Consider the following 17727-nt stretch of genomic DNA (forward strand, 5'->3'; position numbering starts at 1 on the left):
GTGTGCTCGAACAGGGCGGTCCGGCGGGCGGGTTCGGGGCAGCCGCGCGGGAAGGACGTACCGCGTGAGGGGCGGCGGGCTGCTCGTGGCCGGAACGACGTCCGACGCGGGCAAGAGCGTGGTGACGGCCGGGATCTGCCGGTGGCTGGCGCGGCAGGGCGTGAAGGTGGCGCCGTTCAAGGCGCAGAACATGTCGCTGAACTCGTTCGTGACCCGTGAGGGCGCCGAGATCGGCCGGGCGCAGGCCATGCAGGCGCAGGCGTGCCGGATCGAGCCGACCGCGCTGATGAACCCCGTGCTGCTGAAGCCCGGTGGCGAGCAGAGCAGCCAAGTGGTGCTGCTGGGCCGCCCGGTGGGCGAGATGAGTGCGCGCGGCTACCACGGCGGGCGTCAACAGCGGCTGCTGGGAACGGTGTTGGAGTGCCTGGCCGAGTTGCGGGGCACGTATGACGCGGTGATCTGCGAGGGCGCCGGTTCGCCCGCCGAGATCAATCTGCGGCGGACCGACATCGTGAACATGGGCATCGCGCGGGGTGCGCGGCTGCCCGTCCTGGTCGTCGGGGACATCGACCGGGGCGGGGTGTTCGCCTCGTTCTTCGGCACCCTGGCGCTGCTCTCGCCGGAGGACCAGGAGCTGGTCGCCGGGTTCGTGGTGAACAAGTTCCGGGGTGATGCGACCCTGCTGGAGCCGGGCCTGGACATGCTGCGCGGGCTGACCGGGCGGCCGTCGTACGGGGTGCTGCCGTTCCGGCACGGGCTGGGCATCGACGAGGAGGACGGGCTGCGGGTGTCGCTGCGCGGCACGGTCCGCGAGTCGTCGGTGGCGCCGCCGGTCGGGGCGGACGTGCTGCGGGTCGCGGTGTGCGCGGTGCCGCTGATGTCCAACTTCACCGACGTGGACGCGCTGGCCGCCGAACCGGGCGTGGTGGTGCGGTTCGTGGACCGGCCCGAGGAACTGGCCGACGCCGACCTCGTCGTGGTCCCCGGCACGCGCGGCACCGTGCGGGCGCTGGCCTGGCTGCGGGAGCGCGGCCTCGCGGACGCGTTGCTGCGCCGGGCCGCCGAGGGGCGCCCGGTGCTGGGGATCTGCGGCGGCTTCCAGGTGCTGGGCGAGCGCGTCGAGGACGACGTGGAGTCCCGCGCGGGGACGGTCGCCGGGCTCGGGGTGCTGCCGGTGCGGGTGCGGTTCGCCCGCGAGAAGACCCTCGCCCGCCCCACCGGCGAGGCCCTCGGCGAACGGGTCGAGGGGTACGAGATCCATCACGGGGTCGCCGAGGTGACCGGCGGCGAGCCGTTCCTCGACGGCTGCCGGACCGGGAACACCTGGGGCACGCACTGGCACGGCTCGCTGGAGTCGGACGGCTTCCGGCGGGCGTTTCTGCGCGAGGTGGCCGCCGCCGCGGGCCGCCGCTTCGTCCCCGCCCCGGACACCGCGTTCGGCGCGCTGCGCGAGGAGCAGCTCGACCGGCTCGGTGACCTCGTCGAACAGCACGCGGACACGGACGCGCTGTGGCGGCTCGTCGAGTCGGGCCCGCCGCGCGGACTGCCCTTCATCCCACCGGGAGCACCCGCATGAGCACAGTGTTGTTGTTGTCCACCGCCGACACGGATCTGCTGGCGGCCCGCGCCTCGGGCGCGGACTACCGGATCGGCAACCCGACCCGCACCGACGTGACGGCCGACCTGCCGGGCCTGCTGGCGGGCGCGGACCTGGCCGTCGTACGGCTGCTGGGCGGAAAGCGCGCCTGGGAGGACGGGCTCGCCGCGCTGAAGGCGTCCGGGGTGCCGACGGTGCTGCTGGGCGGCGAGTCGGTGCCGGACGCCGAGCTGATGGCCGAGTCGTCGGTGCCCGCGGGGGTCGTCGCGGAGGCGCTGCGCTATCTGGTGGAGGGCGGCCCGGCGAACCTCGCGGAGCTGGCCCGGTTCCTGTCGGACACCGTGCTGCTGACCGGTGAGGGCTTCGAAGTGCCGTCTCCCATGCCGGAGTTCGGTGTCCACGGGACGTACGAGATCCGGGACGACCGGCCCACGGTGGGCGTGCTGTTCTACCGGGCGCACCAACTCAGCGGGAACACCGGCTTCGTGGACACGCTGTGCGCGGCGGTCGAGGCGCGCGGCGCCAACGCCCTTCCGGTGTACTGCGGTTCGCTGCGCGGCGCCGATCCGGGGCTGTACGAACTGCTGGGCCGGGCCGACGCGCTGGTGACGACGGTGCTCGCGGCGGGCGGCGCGCACGCCTCGGAGGCGTCGGCGGGCGGCGCCGACGACGCGTGGGACGTGGGCGCGCTGGCCGCGCTGGACGTGCCGGTGCTCCAGGGGCTGTGCCTGACCTCCTCGCGGGCCGCGTGGGAGGCGTCGGACGCGGCGCTGTCCCCGATGGACGCGGCGATGCAGGTCGCCATCCCGGAGTTCGACGGACGCCTGGTGACGGTGCCGTTCTCCTTCAAGGAGGAGGGCCCGGACGGGGTGCCGGTGTACGCGGCCGACCCCGAGCGGGCCGCGCGGGTCGCCGGGATCGCCGTGCGCCACGCGGCGCTGCGGCACCGGCCGAACGCGGAGAAGCGGATCGCGCTGGTGTTCACCGCGTACCCGACGAAGCACTCGCGGGTCGGCAACGCGGTCGGCCTGGACACGCCCGCGTCGGCGGTGCGGGTGCTCGACGCGCTGCGGGACGCGGGGTACGCGGTGAGCGGATACCCGTCCGGCGGCGACGAGTTGATCCACCGGCTGATCGCGGCCGGGGGGCACGACGTGGAGTGGCTGACCGAGGAGCAGTTGGCCGCCGCGCCCGCGCGGGTGCCGCTGGCGGACTACCGGGAGTGGTTCGACGCGCTCGACCCGGAGCTGCGCGCGTCGATGCTGGACACGTGGGGCGAGCCGCCGGGGAACCTGTACGTGGACGGCGAGGACATCGTGCTCGCCTCCCTGCGCTTCGGGAACGTGGTGGTGATGATCCAGCCGCCGCGCGGTTTCGGGGAGAACCCGATAGCGATCTACCACGACCCGGACATGCCGCCCTCGCACCACTATCTGGCCGCCTACCGCTGGCTGGAGAACAGCTTCGGCGCGGACGCGGTCGTGCACATGGGCAAGCACGGCACGATGGAGTGGCTGCCCGGCAAGGGACTCGGGCTGGGCGCCGGGTGCGCGCCGGACGCGGTGCTCGGCGAACTGCCGCTGGTGTACCCGTTCATCGTCAACGACCCCGGTGAGGGCACCCAGGCGAAGCGGCGCGGGCACGCGACCGTGGTGGACCACCTGGTGCCGCCGATGGCCCGCGCCGACACCTACGGCGACCTGGCGAAGCTGGAGCAACTCCTCGACGAGTACGCCCTGGTGTCGGACCTGGACCCGGCGAAGGCACCCGCCGTGCGCGCGCAGATCTGGACGCTGGTGAAGGCGGCCGAGCTCCACCACGACCTGCACGTGGCCGAGCAGCCGGAGGACGACGACTTCGACGCGTTCGTCATGCACATCGACGGCTATCTGTGCGAGATCAAGGACGTGCAGATCCGTGACGGGCTGCACGTCCTGGGCGGCGGCCCGGTGGGCGAACCGCGGGTGAACCTCGTGCTGGCGGTGCTGCGCGCCTCCCAGGTGTGGGGCGGGCAGGCGAACGCGCTGCCCGGTCTGCGGTCCGCGCTCGCGGCCCGTTTCGGGCTGGTGGAGAAGGAGTTGCTGGCCGAGCCGGGCGCGCGGGTGAAGCTGCCCGCCGAACTGACCGCGCTCGTCGCCGGACCCGACCGGACCGCCGCCGACGCCGTGGACCTGCTGGAGCGGCTGTGCCGCGGGATCGCGGAGGGCATGGAGGCGCGGGACTGGAGCGGCGACGCGGTGCGCCCGGTGCTGCGGGAGGTCCTCGGACACGAACTGCCGGACGCCGTCGCGGTGTTGGAGTTCGCCTGTACCGAGGTGGTGCCCCGGCTGGCCCGCACCACGGACGAGATCGGCAACGTCCTGCACGCCCTGCGCGGCGGCTATGTCCCGGCGGGGCCCTCGGGGTCCCCGACGCGCGGTCTGGTCAACGTGCTGCCGACCGGCCGGAATTTCTACTCCGTGGACCCCAAGGCCATTCCTTCCCGGCTGAGTTGGGAGGTCGGGCAGTCGCTCGCCGACTCGCTGGTCCAGCGGTACCTGGACGACAACGGGAGTTACCCGAAGTCGGTCGGGCTGACCGTGTGGGGCACGTCCGCGATGCGCACCCAGGGCGACGACATCGCGGAGATCCTGGCGCTGCTGGGCTGCCGCCCGGTGTGGGACGACGCCTCCCGCCGGGTCACCGGGTTCGAGATCGTGCCCCCGGCCGAGCTGGGCAGGCCGCGCATCGACGTCACGGTCCGGATCTCCGGCTTCTTCCGGGACGCGTTCCCGCACGTGGTCGGGCTGATCGACGACGCGGTGCGGGCGGTGGCCGGGCTGGACGAGCCCGCCGACACCAACTACGTACGCGCGCACGTCGAGGAGGACACCGCCGGGCACGGCGACCGGCGCCGGGCCACCGCCCGGATCTTCGGCTCCAAGCCGGGCGCGTACGGCGCGGGTCTGCTGCCGTTGATCGACGCCCGCAACTGGCGCAGCGACGCCGACCTCGCCGAGGTGTACGCGGTGTGGGGCGGCTACGCCTACGGGCGCGGGCTCGACGGGCGGGCGGCGCGCGGCGACATGGAGACGGCGTTCCGGCGGATCGCGGTCGCGGCGAAGAACGTGGACACCCGCGAACACGATCTGGTGGACGCCGACGACTACTTCCAGTACCACGGTGGCATGGTCGCGATGGTGCGGCACCTCACCGGCGCCGATCCCGAGGCGTACGTGGGCGATTCGGCCGTACCGGACCAGGTCAGGACCCGCACGCTGGGCGAGGAGACACACCGGGTGTTCCGCGCCCGCGTGGTCAACCCCCGCTGGATGGCGGCGATGCGGCGGCACGGCTACAAGGGTGCCTTCGAGATGGCGGCCACCGTGGACTATCTCTTCGGGTACGACGCGACGGCAGGCGTCATGGACGACTGGATGTACGAGAAGCTCAGCGCGGAGTACGTCTTCGACCCGGAGAACCGGGAGTTCATGAAGCGGTCCAACCCGTGGGCGCTGCGCGGGATCACCGAACGGCTGCTGGAGGCCGCCGAGCGCGGTCTGTGGGCGGAGCCGGACACCGAGACGCTGGAGCGGCTGCGGGCGACGTACCTGGAGCTGGAAGGCGACCTGGAGGGAGACCAGTGACCACCCCGTTCCCCTTTACCGCCGTCGTCGGACAGGACGATCTGCGCCTGGCGCTGCTGCTGAACGCGGTCAGCCCGGCGGTCGGCGGGGTCCTCGTGCGCGGCGAGAAGGGCACCGCCAAGTCCACGGCGGTACGCGCCCTTTCCGGACTGCTGCCGCATGTGGCGGTGGTGCCGGGCTGCCGGTTCTCGTGCGATCCGGCCGCACCCGACCCGGCCTGCCCGGACGGCCCGCACCCGCTGCCCGGCGGCGCGGAGGCGCGGCCCGCACGGATGGTGGAGCTGCCGGTCGGCGCCTCCGAGGACCGCCTGGTCGGCGCCCTCGACATCGAACGGGCCCTGGCGGAGGGCGTGAAAGCGTTCGAGCCGGGCCTGCTCGCCGCCGCCCACCGGGGCATCCTCTACGTGGACGAGGTCAACCTCCTCCACGACCACCTGGTGGACCTGCTGCTGGACGCCGCCGCGATGGGCGCCTCGTACGTGGAGCGCGAGGGTGTCTCCGTACGGCACGCGGCGCGGTTCCTGCTCGTCGGCACGATGAACCCCGAAGAGGGCGAGCTGCGGCCCCAGTTGCTCGACCGGTTCGGCCTCACCGTGGAGGTGGCCGCCTCCCGTGAACCGGACGAGCGGGTGGAGGTCGTACGGCGCCGCCTGGCCCACGACGACGATCCGGACGCGTTCGCGGCCCGCTGGTCGGACGAGGAGTCCGCCGTACGGCAACGGATAGCCGCCGCGCGGGAGTTGCTGCCGAAGGTGCGGCTCGGGGACGCGGCGCTGCGGCAGATCGCGGCGACCTGCGCGGCGTTCGAGGTGGACGGCATGCGCGCGGACATCGTGATGGCGCGCACCGCGACCGCGCTGGCCGCGTGGGCCGGGCGGACGGACGTGCTCGCGGAGGACGTCCGGCAGGCGGCCCTGCTGGCACTGCCGCACCGCAGGCGCCGCAACCCCTTCGACGCGCCGGGCCTGGACGAGGAGAAGCTCGACGAGACGCTGGAGCGGTACGCGGGCCCCGGCGAGGGCGACGGCGAGAGCGGAGGCGACCCCGACGAGAGTGACGGCGGGGACGACGACGGGCCCGGTCCGGACGGTCCCGGCGGCGGGGGCGGGCAGCCCGCGCCCGGGGACGGCCCGGCGGACGGCGGCGGGGAGACCGCACGCCCCGAGGCGGGCGAGGACGGGCCCTCGCAGTCGTCCGGCGCCGGTGAGCGCACCCCCGCACCGGCCGGTGAGCCGTTCCGTACGAAGGTGCTCAGTGTGCCGGGCGTCGGGGACGGCGCCGCCGGGCGGCGGTCGCGGGCGCGCACCGAGCGCGGCCGGACCACCGGCGCCCGCCGCCCGCGCGGCGCGCTGACCCGGCTGCACCTGGCCGCGACCGTCCGGGCGGCGGCCCCGCACCAGCGGGCGCGCGGCCGGTCCGGCACCGGTCTGGTGCTGCGCCGGGACGATCTGCGGCAGGCGGTGCGCGAGGGGCGCGAGGGGAATCTCGTGCTGTTCGTGGTGGACGCCTCCGGGTCGATGGCGGCGCGGGCGCGGATGGGCGCGGTGAAGGGCGCCGTGCTCTCCCTGCTGCTGGACGCCTATCAACGGCGCGACAAGGTGGGCCTGGTGACGTTCCGGGGTGCCTCGGCGGAGCTGGCGCTGCCGCCGACGTCGTCCGTGGACGCCGCCGCCGTACGCCTGGAGTCGCTGCCGACGGGCGGCCGTACGCCGCTGGCGGCGGGGCTGCTGAAGGCGCGGGAGGTGCTGCGGGTGGAGCGGCTGCGGGACCCGGCGCGCCGGGCGCTGCTGGTCGTGGTGACCGACGGGCGGGCCACCGGCGGCGCCGAGCCGGTGGTGCTCGCGGGCCGCGCGGCCCGGCTGCTGGCCGCCGAGGAGACCGCTTCGGTGGTCGTGGACTGCGAGTCGGGGCCGGTACGGCTCGGTCTCGCGGGACAGCTCGCGGGTCAACTGGGCGGCACGGCCGTCACGTTGGACGAGCTGCGGGCCGACTCCATCGCGGGGCTGGTCCGGGATGTGCGGGAGACGACGAGGAGGGCAGCGTAGTGCCGCAGGGGCAGCCGAGTGTGGTGCCGGACGACGGGCTGACGACGCGGCAGCGCCGGAACCGGCCGCTGGTGGTCGTGCACACAGGCATCGGCAAGGGCAAGTCCACGGCCGCGTTCGGGCTGGCGCTGCGGGCGTGGAACCAGGGGTGGCCGATCGGGGTGTTCCAGTTCGTCAAGTCCGCCAAGTGGAAGGTGGGCGAGGAGAACGCGCTGCGCGTGCTCGGGGCCTCCGGCGAGGGCGGTGCCGTGGACTGGCACAAGATGGGCGAGGGCTGGTCCTGGGTGCAGCGCGACGCCCAGATGGACAACGAGGAGAAGGCCCGCGAGGGCTGGGAGCAGGTCAAGCGGGACCTCGCCGCCGAGACGTACCGGCTGTACGTCCTGGACGAGTTCGCGTACCCGATGCACTGGGGCTGGGTGGACACCGAGGAGGTCGTCGAGGTGCTGCGGGCCCGGCCCGGCACCCAGCACGTGGTGATCACCGGGCGCAACGCCCCTGCTCCGCTGGTGGAGTTGGCGGATCTGGTGACGGACATGTCGAAGGTGAAGCATCCGATGGACGCGGGCCAGAAGGGCCAGAGGGGCATCGAGTGGTGAGTTCCGTCCCCCGGCTGGTGGTGGCCGCGCCGTCCTCCGGGAGCGGCAAGACCACCGTCGCCACCGGGCTGATGGCCGCGTTCGCCGCGCGGGGCCTCGCCGTGTCCCCGCACAAGGTGGGCCCGGACTACATCGACCCCGGCTACCACGCGCTCGCCACCGGCCGCCCCGGCCGCAACCTGGACGCCTACCTGTGCGGTCCCGACCTGGTCGCCCCCCTGTTCCTGCACGGCGCGCGCGGCTGCCGACTGGCCGTGGTGGAAGGCGTGATGGGGCTGTACGACGGTGCGGCGGGCGAGGGCGAACTCGCGTCCACCGCACAGGTGGCGAAGCTCCTCGGGGCACCGGTGGTGCTGGTCGTGGACGCCTCCTCGCAGTCCCGCTCGGTCGCCGCGCTGGTGCACGGCTTCGCCTCCTGGGACCCCGAGGTGCGGATCGGCGGCGTCATCCTCAACAAGGTCGCCTCCGACCGGCACGAGGCGCTCCTCCGGGACGCGCTGGAGGAGTCCGGGGTTCCGGTACTGGGTGTGCTGCGGCGGGCGGCCCCGGTGGAGACGCCGTCCCGGCACCTGGGGCTGGTACCGGTCGCGGAACGGCGTTCCGCCGCGGTGGAGGCCGTGGCGGAGATGGGGGCCCGGGTGGCCGCCGGGTGCGACCTGGACGCGCTGATGGGGCTGGCGCGGAGCGCGGGGGCGGTGCCGGGAGCGGGGGGTGCCTGGGACGCGGGCGAGGCGGTGGCTTCGGAGGGCGGGGCGGGGCTGGCGCCGGGTTCGGCCCTGACGCCGGGTTCGGGTCCGGTGGCGGGTTCGGCTGCGGCTTCGGGGGCGGGCGGGGTGGCTGCCGGTGGGCGGCCGGTGGTGGCCGTGGCCGGTGGGGAGGCGTTCACGTTCTCGTACGCCGAGCACACCGAGCTGCTGTCCGCCGCCGGGGCCGAGGTCGTGGTGTTCGATCCGCTGCGCGACGAGCGGCTGCCGGAGGGTACGCGGGGCCTGGTGATCGGGGGCGGGTTCCCCGAGGTGTACGCCGCCGAGCTGTCCGCGAACGCCCCGCTGCGGGCCGCGGTGGCGGAGCTGGCCGGGAGCGGGGCGCCGGTGGCCGCCGAGTGCGCGGGGCTGCTGTATCTGTGCCGGGAACTGGACGGGCTGCCGATGTGCGGGGTGCTGGACGCGGACGCCTGCATGACGGACCGGCTCACCCTGGGGTACCGCCAGGCGGTGGCCGTCGGGGACAGCGTGCTCGCACCGGCCGGGACCCGGACGCGCGGGCACGAGTTCCACCGTACGGCCGTGGAGCCCGGTGCCGGTGCGGCGCCCGCGTGGGGGCTGACCGGGCCGGAGCGGCGCGTGGAGGGTTTCGTACAGCGGGGTGTGCACGCGAGCTATCTGCACACGCACTGGGCCGCCACGCCCGGTGTCGCGGGTCGGTTCACGGAAAGGTGCCGGACGTCATGAGCAGCAGGCTGATCGGGGTCGGGGTCGGCCCCGGCGATCCCGAGCTGGTGACCGTGAAGGGCGTGAACGCGCTGCGGGCCGCCGCGATCGTCGTCGTCCCGGTGATGGACACCGGCGAGCGCGGGCGCGCGGAGGCGACCGTGCTGCACTACGTGCCCGCCGAGAAGGTCGTCCGGGTGGTGTTCGCGCTGAACGAGCGCACCGACCGGGCCCGCCGGGAGGACGCCTGGGACGCGGCGGGCGAACGGGTCGCAGCGCTGCTGCGGGCACACGACTCGGTGGCGTTCGCCACCATCGGGGACCCGAATGTGTACTCCACGTTCACCTACCTCGCGCAGACGGTCGCCGCGCTGGTGCCGGACACCGTGGTGGAGAGCGTGCCGGGCATCACGGCGATGCAGGACCTGGCCGCCCGCTCCGGTGCGGTGCTCACCGAGGGCACCGAGCCGCTGACCCTGGTGCCGGTGACGGCGGGTTCGGCGGTGCTGAAGGAGGCGCTGGCGGGGCCGGGCACGGTGGTCGCGTACAAGTTCGGGCGGCAGGCCGCCGAGGTCGCGGACGCGCTCCGCGAGACCGGTCGGCTCGGTGACGCGGTCTGGGGTACGGCGCTGGGCCTGGACGGCGAGTCGGTCCGCCCCGCCGCCGATCTGGACGGCGGCCCGCTGCCCTACCTCTCCACCCTGATCGCACCGCCCCGGCGGGACGGCGGGCGGGGCGGGAAGCTGTGAGGGGGGCCGCGGGGGGTCTGGTGGGTCCGGGGGGTGTGGGTGCGGTACAGGTGGCAGGGCGCTGTGTGGGTGCGGCACATGTGGTGGGCCCACGCCGGGCGGGCGCGGTACATGTGGCAGGGCGCTGTGTGGGCGCGGCACATGTGCGCTGCGCCCATGTGCGCTGCACCCATGTGTGCGGCGGCACCCCTGTGCGGGACGCCCATGTGGTCGCCGTCGGTTCAGCCGCCGGAGATGCCGACCACCAGCCAGATGAACGCGGCACCCGCGATGGTGCACAGCAGGGTGGAGCGGGACGGGTGCTCGTGGTGGGCCTCGGGGAGGATCTCCGCGGCGGCGAGATAGAGCAGCACGCCGCCGAACAGGCCGAGGTAGCCGCCGAGCAGGGTCTCGGGGATGTGGAAGAAGACCGTGGACAGGGCGCCCAGCAGGGGTGCGCAGGCGTCCGCGACCAGCATGCCTATGGCCCGGCGGCGCGCGTTGCCGTAGAGGCTGGTGATGGTGAAGGTGTTGAACCCGTCCGCGAAGTCGTGGGCGATCACGGCGAGCGCCACGGAGGCGCCCATGCCGCCGCCGACCTGGAAGGCCGCGCCGATCGCCACGCCGTCCATCACGCTGTGGCCGACCATCGCGGCGGCGGCCGTCAGACCCACCTCGGGCGAGCGGTGACTGTGGTCGCCGCCGCCGTGTGCGGCCTGCCGGGGCGCGAGGAGCCGTTCCACCAGATGGGCGAGCAGGAATCCGGCCACGAACAGCACCAGCGCGGCGGGTACGCCGAAGATGTCGTGGTCCGCCGCGTGCAGGGCCTCGGGCAGCAGATCGAGGCCGACCACTCCGAGCATCAGACCGCCGGCCAGTCCCAGGACGAGATGCCGTCGGTCGGTCACACGCTGCGCGGTCCAGCCGCCGGCCAGCGTCATCAGGAACGCGCCGAGCGCGACGAAGACCGCCATAGGGACTTGCTATCCGATGGAGGCGCCTTCGCGCACATCCGAGGGCTCGCGCAAACGCCCACACCATGACATTTCATCTGATTTTCGACGGCACTTTTACGACACAGGTGATCCGCAGCACCTGCGGCCCCACCAGTCCGACCGGTCCGACCGCCACGACCGGCCCGACCGGCCCGACCGGCCCGGCAGCACCGCTTCCGCACCTACCCGCACGATCCGCATGATCCGCACGAGAGGACCCCTCATGGCCGACGCCCCCACCGGCAAGGTGACCTTCGTCGGTGCCGGCCCCGGCGCCGCCGACCTGCTGACCTTCCGCGCCGCCCGCGCCATCGCGGACGCCGACATCGTGATCTGGGCGGCGAGCCTGGTCCAGCGCGAGGTCCTGGACCACGCCCGCGCGGACGCGGAGATCCTGGACTCGGCCGGGATGTCCCTGGAGGACGTGGTCGCGGTCTATGCGCGGGCCCACACCGAGGGCCTCGGGGTGGCTCGTGTCCACTCGGGCGACCCGGCGCTGTGGGGCGGCACCCAGGAGCAGCTGGACCGGTGCGCGGAGATCGGCATCGCCACCGAGGTCGTCCCCGGTGTCTCGGCGTTCTCGGCGGTCGCCGCCCTGGTCCAGCGCGAGCTGACGATCCCGGAAGTCGCGCAGTCGGTGATCCTCACCCGGCTCGGCGGCGGCAAGACGCCGATGCCGCCCGGCGAGGAGGTACGGGAGTTCGCCCGGCACGGCACCACGATGGCGCTGTTCCTGTCGGCGGCGCGCAGCGGGCAGCTGGTGCGGGAACTGCTGGAGGGCGGCTACCCCACGGACACCCCGGTCGTGGTCGCGTACCAGGCGACCTGGCCGGAGGAGCTGATCGTGCGCTGCACGGTCGGCACGCTGGAGGAGACGGTCAAGGAGCACCGGCTGTGGAAGCACACCCTGTTCCTCGTCGGCCCGGCCCTGGACGCCACCGGCACCCGCTCCCACCTCTACCACCCCGGCCACTTCCACGGCTTCCGCCGGGCCGACCCGGAGGCCCGGCGGGCACTGCGCGAGCGGGGTGCCACCACATGATCACCGTCATCGGCATGGGCCCGGCCCACACAGCCCCCGCCCACACACCCACCCCCCTCCCCGAACGCACCGCACTCCTCGTGGGCGCCCGACGCCACCTCGACGCCGTGCGCCCCCACCTCCCCGCAAACGCCAACGCAGCCCCGGACACGCACACCGACACCGACACAACCGAGCTCGTCCTCGGCCCCCTCGCCCCCGCCCTGGACACCATCGCGGACCACGTGGACCGGGGCCTGCCGGTGACCGTGCTGGCCTCCGGGGACCCGGGGTTCTTCGGGATCGTGCGGGCGCTGGCGGACCGTTTCGGGCCGGGCCTGCTGGATGTGCGGCCGGGGGTGTCCTCGGTGGCCGCCGCGTTCTCCCGGCTCGGGCTGCCGTGGGACGACGCGGTGGTGGTGAGCGCCCACGGCCGCGATCCGCGTACCGCCGTGAACCTGTGCCGCGCGCACCCCAAGGTCGCGGTGCTGACCGGGCCCGGCGCCGGTCCGGCGGAGCTGGGCGCGGCGCTCGCGGACACCGGCCGGACACTGGTGGTGGCGAGCGCGCTGGGCGATCCGGAGCGGGAGCGGGTGGAGCCGGTGACGCCCGCCGAGGCCGCCGCCCGTGACTGGGGCACGGCGGTCAGTTTGGTGCTGTGCCTGGACGAGCGCCGGGCGCTGGGCGGGGCGCGGACGGTCGCCGGGATTCCGGCGCGGCCCGCCGGGTGGGCGCTGCCGGAGGAAGCGTTCGCGTTCCGGGACTCGATGATCACGAAGTTCGAGGTGCGGGCGCTGGCGCTGGCCCGGCTCGCTCCCGGCCCCGGCGATCTGGTGTGGGACGTGGGCGCGGGCTCCGGTTCGGTGGCCGTGGAGTGCGCGCGGCTCGGCGCGGCGGCGGTCGCGGTGGAGAAGGACCTGGACGGCGCGGAGCGAATCCGGGGCAACGCGGCCTCGCACGGCGTGGACGTACGGGTCGTACGGGGTGCGGCTCCCGGGGCGCTGGCCGGGCTCGCGGACGATCCGGACGCGGTGTTCGTCGGGGGCGGCGGCCGGGAGCTGCCGGAGATCGTCGCGGTGTGCGCGCGCCGGGCACGGCGGGCGGTGGTGGTGGCGCTGGCCGCGCTGGACCGGGTGCCCGCCGCGCGGGCGGCGCTGACCGACGCGGGGCTGGTCTGCGACGGGGTGCTGTTGCAGTCCTCGCGGCTGGCGCCGCTGCCCGGCGAGGTGACCCGGCTCGCCGCCACGAACCCGGTGTTCCTGCTGTGGGGTCTGCGAACCCCCGTGTCCAGTGAAGGAGTTGTCCAGTGATCGGGCTCATATCCGCCACCTCGGCGGGGGCGGCGGCGCGCGACCGGCTGGCCGCCGCCTGGCCGGACCGCGTCCGGGTGTACGGCGGACCGGTGGGCGAGGCGGTGCGGGCGGCGTTCGCGGAGTGCGAGCAGTTGGTGTGCTTCCTCGCCACGGGCGCGACGGTACGGCTGGTCGCGCCGCTGCTGGCGTCCAAGGCGGCGGACCCCGGGGTGGTGTGTGTGGACGAGGGCGCCCGGTTCGCGGTGTCGCTGCTCGGCGGACACGGCGGCGGAGCCAATGAACTGGCCCTGGAAGTGGCCGGGTTGCTGGGTGCGGAGCCGGTGGTGACGACCGCGACGGACGCGGTGGGCCTGGCCGGTCTGGACACGCTGGGACTGCCGTACGAGGGTGCGGTGGCCGCTGTGTCACGGGCGCTGCTGGACGGCGAACCGGTGCGTCTGGACGCCGAGTCGGCCTGGCCGCTGCCCCCGCTGCCGACGGCGGACCACGGGGCGTGCACGGTGCGGGTCACCGACCGGGACGTGACGCCCGGCGAACGGGAGGTGCTGCTGCGCCCGCCGTCGCTGGTGGTCGGGGTCGGCGCCTCGCGGGGGGTGCCGGAGGAGGAGGTGCTGGACCTGATCGCGGCGGCGCTGCGCGAGGCGGGCCTCTCGGCGGCCTCGGTGGCCGAACTCGCCACCGTGGACGCCAAGTCGGAGGAACCGGGGCTGGTGGCCGCCGCCGCGCGGCTCGGTGTGCCCCTGGTGCCCCACCCGGCCGGGGAGTTGGCGGAGGTGCCCGTGCCGAACCCGTCCGAGGCGCCCCGCGCGGCGGTCGGCACCCCGTCGGTCGCGGAGGCGGCAGCACTGCGCGGCGGGGGTGAACTCCTCGTGCCCAAGCGGAAGTCGGCGCGCGCGGACGGGCGCCCCGCGATGGCGACGTGCGCGGTGGTCCGGCGTCCGGCGCGCGGGCGGCTCGCGGTGGTCGGGCTCGGTCCCGGCGCCCGCGATCTGCTGACCCCGCGCGCGGTGGCCGAACTGCGGCGCGCGTCGGTGCTGGTGGGCCTGGACCAGTACGTGGACCAGATCCGCGATCTGCTGCGGCCGGGCACGCGGGTGCTGGAGTCGGGGCTCGGCGCGGAGGAGGAGCGGGCCCGTACGGCGGTAGCCGAGGCGCGTGCGGGGCACGCGGTGGCGTTGATCGGCAGCGGGGACGCGGGGGTGTACGCGATGGCGTCGCCCGCGCTCGCGGAGGCGTCCGACGACATCGACGTGGTCGGGGTGCCGGGGGTGACGGCGGCGCTGGCGGCCGGGGCGGTGCTGGGGGCGCCGCTCGGCCACGACCACGTCTCCATCAGCCTGTCCGATCTGCACACCCCGTGGGAGGTGATCGAGCGCCGGGTGCGGGCGGCGGCGGAGGCGGATCTCGTCGTCACGTTCTACAACCCCCGTTCCCGTGGCCGTCATTGGCAGCTGCCGAAGGCGCTCGGGATCCTCGCCGGGCACCGCGAACCGGGCACGCCGGTCGGGGTGGTGCGCAACGCGTCCCGGCCGGACGAGTCGGCGCGGATCAGCACCCTGGCCGCGCTGGACCCGGCGACGATCGACATGATGACCGTGGTGACCGTGGGCAACACCGCGACCCGGACCGTGGCCGGGCGGATGGTGACGCCGCGCGGCTACCGCTGGCAGGAGAGCACCCCCGAGGAGACGTCGTGAACCGCGTGGTCCATCCCATCGAGGAGGAGTCGTTCCGGCGGCTGCGCGCCCGCCTGGACACCTCGCGCCTCCCGCCGCTGACGCGGGCCGTGGTGGAGCGGGTGATCCACTCCTCCGCCGATCCGGAGTACGCGGCCGATCTGGTGACCGACGAAACCCAACTGGCCGCCGGACATGCCGCGTTGCACGCGGGGGCGCCGGTCGTGGTGGACGTGGAGATGGTCGCCGCCGGGATCACCCGGCGGGAGACCGTGTGCCGTCTCAAGGACGCCGTGTCCGGTCCGGGGCTGACCCGTTCGGCGCACGCGGTGCGGCTCGCGTACGAACAGGTCGGGCCGGGCGCGCTGTGGGTGATCGGCTGCGCGCCGACCGCCCTGGAGGAACTGCTCGCCCTGGACGCCTCCCCCGCGCTGGTGATCGGCCTGCCCGTAGGCTTCGTCGGTGCGGCCGAGTCCAAGGCCGCGCTGCGCGCGAGCGGGCTGCCCGCCGTGAGCAACGTGTCCGAGAAGGGCGGGTCGGCGGTCGCCGCCGCCGCGCTCAACGCCCTTCTGTACCAACCTTTTTCGACCGAGGAGACATCGTGACCACCCCGCCGCCCGCCCTGCTCATCGCCGGACACGGCACTCGGGACGAGGCCGGAGCCGAGGCGTTCCGTGACTTCGTACGGGAGTTGGGCCGCCGTAACCCGCAACTGCCCGTGGCGGGAGGGTTCATCGAGCTGTCCCCGCCACCCCTGGGCGAGGCCGTCACCGAGCTGGTGGAGCGGGGCGTCCGCCGGTTCGCCGCCGTGCCGCTGATGCTGGTGTCCGCCGGGCACGCCAAGGGTGACATACCGGCGGCGCTCGCCCGCGAGAAGGAACGGCACCCGGAGATCTCGTACAGCTACGGGCGTCCGCTCGGCGCGCACCCCGGGCTGATGAAGGTGCTGGAGCGGCGGCTCGACGAGGCGCTGGGCGGCTCGGGCCGCTCGCCCGAGGACCGGGCGGAGGTCACCGTTCTGCTGGTCGGCCGGGGTTCCACCGACCCGGACGCCAACGCGGAGGTGCACCGGGCGGCCCGGCTGCTGTGGGAGGGGCGCGGTTACGCGGGCGTGGAGACGGCGTTCGTGTCGCTGGCGGCACCGGACGTACCGGCCGGGCTCGACCGGTGCGTGCGGCTGGGCGCCCGGCGGATCGTGGTCCTGCCGTACTTCCTGTTCACCGGGATACTGCCCGAGCGGGTCCGGCAGCAGGCCGAGGGCTGGGCGGCGGCCCACCCGGAGGCGGAGGTGCGCTGCGCGGACGTCATCGGCCCCGAGCCGGAGTTGCTGGATCTGGTGATGGAGCGGTACGAGGAGGCGGTGCGCGGGGACGTGCGGATGAACTGCGACTCCTGTGTGTACCGGATCGCGCTGCCGGGCTTCGAGGAGAAGGTCGGGCAGCCGCAGCAGCCGCACCACCACCCGGACGACGAGACCCACGACGGCGGTCACGGCCACGGGCATCACCGGCACGGCGGCCACTCGCACAGCCATGCCCACTGAGGACTCCGCATCCGGCCCCGAATCCCCCATAGGAGAGGGGGGGTTGGCGGACGCGCACGATCTGCGGCATCACGGTGACGCCGAAGTCCGGGACTCCGGTGCCGGGTTGGTGGATCTCGCCGTCAACGTCCGTGCGGGCACGCCCCCGCAGTGGCTGCGGGAGGAGATCGCCGGTTCGCTGGCCTCGCTCGCGGCCTACCCCGACGGGCGGGCCGCGCGGGCGGCGGTGGCCCGGCGGCACGGGCTGCCGGTGGAGCGGGTGCTGCTGACGGCGGGCGCGGCGGAGGCGTTCGTCCTGCTGGCGCGGGCGCTGGAGGTGCGGCGGCCGGTGGTGGTGCATCCGCAGTTCACCGAGCCGGAGGCGGCGCTGCGGGACGCGGGGCACACCGTGGGCCGGGTGCTGCTGCGGGCCGGTGACGGTTTCCGGCTGGACCCGGACGCGGTCCCCGAGGACGCCGACCTCGTGGTGATCGGCAACCCGACCAACCCCACCTCCGTCCTGCACCCGGCCGGTGTGCTCACCCGCCTCGCCCGGCCGGGCCGGGTGCTGGTGGTGGACGAGGCGTTCATGGACGCGGTGCCGGGCGAGCGCGAGGCGCTGGCGGGCCGTACGGATGTGCCCGGGCTGGTCGTGCTGCGCAGCCTGACCAAGACCTGGGGTCTGGCCGGGCTGCGCGTCGGCTACGTCCTTGCCGCGCCGGAGACGGTCGCCGTACTGGAGCGGGCGCAGCCGCTGTGGCCGGTGTCCACCCCGGCGCTGGTGGCGGCCGAGGCGTGTGTGGCGCCGCGTGCGCTGGCCGAGGCGGCGCACGCGGCGCACCGGGTCGCGGCGGACCGTGCCCGGCTGATCGCGGGCCTGACGGCCCTGGCCGCGCGCGGTGTCCGGGTGGTGGAGCCCGCCGAGGCGCCGTTCGTCCTCATCCGCGTCCCCGGAGCCCCGGCGGTCCGGGCCCGGCTGCGCGCCCTCGGCCACGCCGTCCGCCGGGGCGACACCTTTCCCGGTCTGGACGACGGCTGGCTGCGCGTCGCGGTGCGCGACAGGAGGACGGCCAAGGGCTTCCTGACCGCCCTGACGACCGCCCTGGAAGCCACGACGGCAGCCGTACCGCCGACCACGCGGGTGACCACCCGGCCGACCGCGCCGGGGTGAACTC

General features: G+C 74.8%; 13 protein-coding genes. 12 read left to right on the plus strand and 1 reads right to left on the minus strand.

Features of this window, described 5'->3' with window-relative positions:
* Window positions 1-64: 64 nt before the first annotated feature.
* The 6 genes from KUM39_RS12170 to cobI are packed head-to-tail and all read left to right on the plus strand — an operon-like array spanning window position 65 to window position 10046.
* Window positions 65-1576, plus strand: coding sequence for a cobyric acid synthase (locus KUM39_RS12170; RefSeq protein ID WP_217785576.1), 1512 nt, complete (start codon window positions 65-67; stop codon window positions 1574-1576).
* Window positions 1573-5223, plus strand: a complete 3651-nt coding sequence (gene cobN, locus KUM39_RS12175; protein ID WP_217785577.1) for a cobaltochelatase subunit CobN — start codon at window positions 1573-1575, stop codon at window positions 5221-5223. Before KUM39_RS12170 ends, cobN begins: the two co-directional genes overlap by 4 nt.
* Window positions 5220-7268, plus strand: coding sequence for a putative cobaltochelatase (locus KUM39_RS12180; RefSeq protein WP_217785578.1), 2049 nt, complete (start codon window positions 5220-5222; stop codon window positions 7266-7268). The genes cobN and KUM39_RS12180 overlap by 4 nt, the downstream gene beginning before the upstream one ends.
* Entirely contained in the window at window positions 7268-7867 is a 600-nt protein-coding gene (gene cobO, locus KUM39_RS12185) for a cob(I)yrinic acid a,c-diamide adenosyltransferase (protein WP_217785579.1), read from the plus strand. The genes KUM39_RS12180 and cobO overlap by 1 nt, the downstream gene beginning before the upstream one ends.
* Entirely contained in the window at window positions 7861-9318 is a 1458-nt protein-coding gene (locus tag KUM39_RS12190; RefSeq protein WP_217785580.1) for a cobyrinic acid a,c-diamide synthase CobB, read from the plus strand. The genes cobO and KUM39_RS12190 overlap by 7 nt, the downstream gene beginning before the upstream one ends.
* Window positions 9315-10046 (plus strand): precorrin-2 C(20)-methyltransferase, encoded by a 732-nt coding sequence (cobI, locus tag KUM39_RS12195; RefSeq protein WP_217785581.1) that lies wholly within the window; start codon window positions 9315-9317, stop codon window positions 10044-10046. The genes KUM39_RS12190 and cobI overlap by 4 nt, the downstream gene beginning before the upstream one ends.
* 221 nt (window positions 10047-10267) lie before the next feature.
* On the opposite strand, the gene KUM39_RS12200 is transcribed toward cobI, so the two are convergent.
* The gene (locus tag KUM39_RS12200; RefSeq protein WP_217785582.1) at window positions 10268-10999 is read right to left on the minus strand and encodes a ZIP family metal transporter; all 732 of its coding nucleotides are present in this window, start codon (window positions 10997-10999) and stop codon (window positions 10268-10270) included.
* Window positions 11000-11243: 244 nt separating this feature from the next.
* Between KUM39_RS12200 and cobM the strand changes: the two genes are divergently transcribed.
* The 6 genes from cobM to cobC are packed head-to-tail and all read left to right on the plus strand — an operon-like array spanning window position 11244 to window position 17723.
* The gene (gene cobM / locus KUM39_RS12205; protein WP_217785583.1) at window positions 11244-12062 is read left to right on the plus strand and encodes a precorrin-4 C(11)-methyltransferase; all 819 of its coding nucleotides are present in this window, start codon (window positions 11244-11246) and stop codon (window positions 12060-12062) included.
* Window positions 12059-13351 carry a precorrin-6y C5,15-methyltransferase (decarboxylating) subunit CbiE gene (gene cbiE / locus KUM39_RS12210; protein WP_217785584.1) on the plus strand — a complete coding sequence of 431 codons (1293 nt, stop codon included), beginning with the start codon at window positions 12059-12061 and terminating at the stop codon, window positions 13349-13351. Before cobM ends, cbiE begins: the two co-directional genes overlap by 4 nt.
* The gene (gene cobJ / locus KUM39_RS12215) at window positions 13348-15051 is read left to right on the plus strand and encodes a precorrin-3B C(17)-methyltransferase (RefSeq protein ID WP_217785585.1); all 1704 of its coding nucleotides are present in this window, start codon (window positions 13348-13350) and stop codon (window positions 15049-15051) included. The genes cbiE and cobJ overlap by 4 nt, the downstream gene beginning before the upstream one ends.
* Window positions 15048-15635, plus strand: a complete 588-nt coding sequence (locus KUM39_RS12220; RefSeq protein ID WP_217785586.1) for a precorrin-8X methylmutase — start codon at window positions 15048-15050, stop codon at window positions 15633-15635. Before cobJ ends, KUM39_RS12220 begins: the two co-directional genes overlap by 4 nt.
* The gene (locus tag KUM39_RS12225; RefSeq protein ID WP_217785587.1) at window positions 15632-16573 is read left to right on the plus strand and encodes a sirohydrochlorin chelatase; all 942 of its coding nucleotides are present in this window, start codon (window positions 15632-15634) and stop codon (window positions 16571-16573) included. Before KUM39_RS12220 ends, KUM39_RS12225 begins: the two co-directional genes overlap by 4 nt.
* Window positions 16563-17723 (plus strand): Rv2231c family histidinol phosphate aminotransferase CobC, encoded by a 1161-nt coding sequence (gene cobC / locus KUM39_RS12230; RefSeq protein ID WP_217785588.1) that lies wholly within the window; start codon window positions 16563-16565, stop codon window positions 17721-17723. The genes KUM39_RS12225 and cobC overlap by 11 nt, the downstream gene beginning before the upstream one ends.
* Window positions 17724-17727 lie beyond the last annotated feature (4 nt).

The organism is Streptomyces corallincola, assembly GCF_019104725.1.
Classification (GTDB): Bacteria; Actinomycetota; Actinomycetes; order Streptomycetales; family Streptomycetaceae; genus Streptomyces; species Streptomyces corallincola.

Bases quoted from the DNA above. Each gene is read 5' to 3' on its own strand.
- cobN (WP_217785577.1), top strand. From the start codon at position 1,573: ATGAGCACAGTGTTGTTGTTGTCCACCGCCGACACGGATCTGCTGGCG.
- cobI (WP_217785581.1), top strand. From the start codon at position 9,315: ATGAGCAGCAGGCTGATCGGGGTCGGGGTCGGCCCCGGCGATCCCGAG.
- KUM39_RS12200 (WP_217785582.1), bottom strand. From the start codon at position 10,999: ATGGCGGTCTTCGTCGCGCTCGGCGCGTTCCTGATGACGCTGGCCGGC.
- cobM (WP_217785583.1), top strand. From the start codon at position 11,244: ATGGCCGACGCCCCCACCGGCAAGGTGACCTTCGTCGGTGCCGGCCCC.
- cbiE (WP_217785584.1), top strand. From the start codon at position 12,059: ATGATCACCGTCATCGGCATGGGCCCGGCCCACACAGCCCCCGCCCAC.
- cobC (WP_217785588.1), top strand. From the start codon at position 16,563: ATGCCCACTGAGGACTCCGCATCCGGCCCCGAATCCCCCATAGGAGAG.